Raw genomic sequence first — 359 nt, 5'->3', positions numbered from 1 at the left:
CGGCGTATAAGCCTTTCCCTCGTTTGGAAGATAAGCAGCGGTCAGATCAACCGCACAATCTAGCAACGATATGACGATACTGCTTGCTGATACCCCTTCATCATGAAGTTTGTCTATTAATTTATAAATTTGCTTCCTCTGGGTTTTGCTGATTTCTTGCTCATTTGCGGACCCGCGTTTGTTTATTGCAAAACCTCGCAAGTGATGCTCCGAGCCGCAATAGGTCCGAGCCTCGAAAAGAGCGGTAGAGGGGCGGAACTTCAGCCCCGGCGTCAACTTTTCGTCAGCGCGGCTTGCAATATTTCGCGTTGATTTTGTCATGCGTTAGTTTCCTTTGAAGCGTTTTTCCGCAGCAATAT

1 protein-coding gene is annotated in these 359 nt (G+C 47.4%); it reads right to left on the bottom strand.

Features of this window, described 5'->3' with window-relative positions; all coding sequences use genetic code 11:
• The coding region (locus CVH10_RS25450; RefSeq protein ID WP_146143043.1) for a hypothetical protein at window positions 1–321 on the bottom strand (321 nt) is incomplete at its 3' end.
• Window positions 322–359 lie beyond the last annotated feature (38 nt).

Source organism: Halomonas sp. ND22Bw (assembly GCF_003011945.1).
Classification (GTDB): Bacteria; Pseudomonadota; Gammaproteobacteria; order Pseudomonadales; family Halomonadaceae; genus Halomonas; species Halomonas halophila.
The sequence above is the reverse complement of the archived record's forward strand: the minus strand, read 5'-3'. Positions and strand labels throughout refer to the sequence as shown.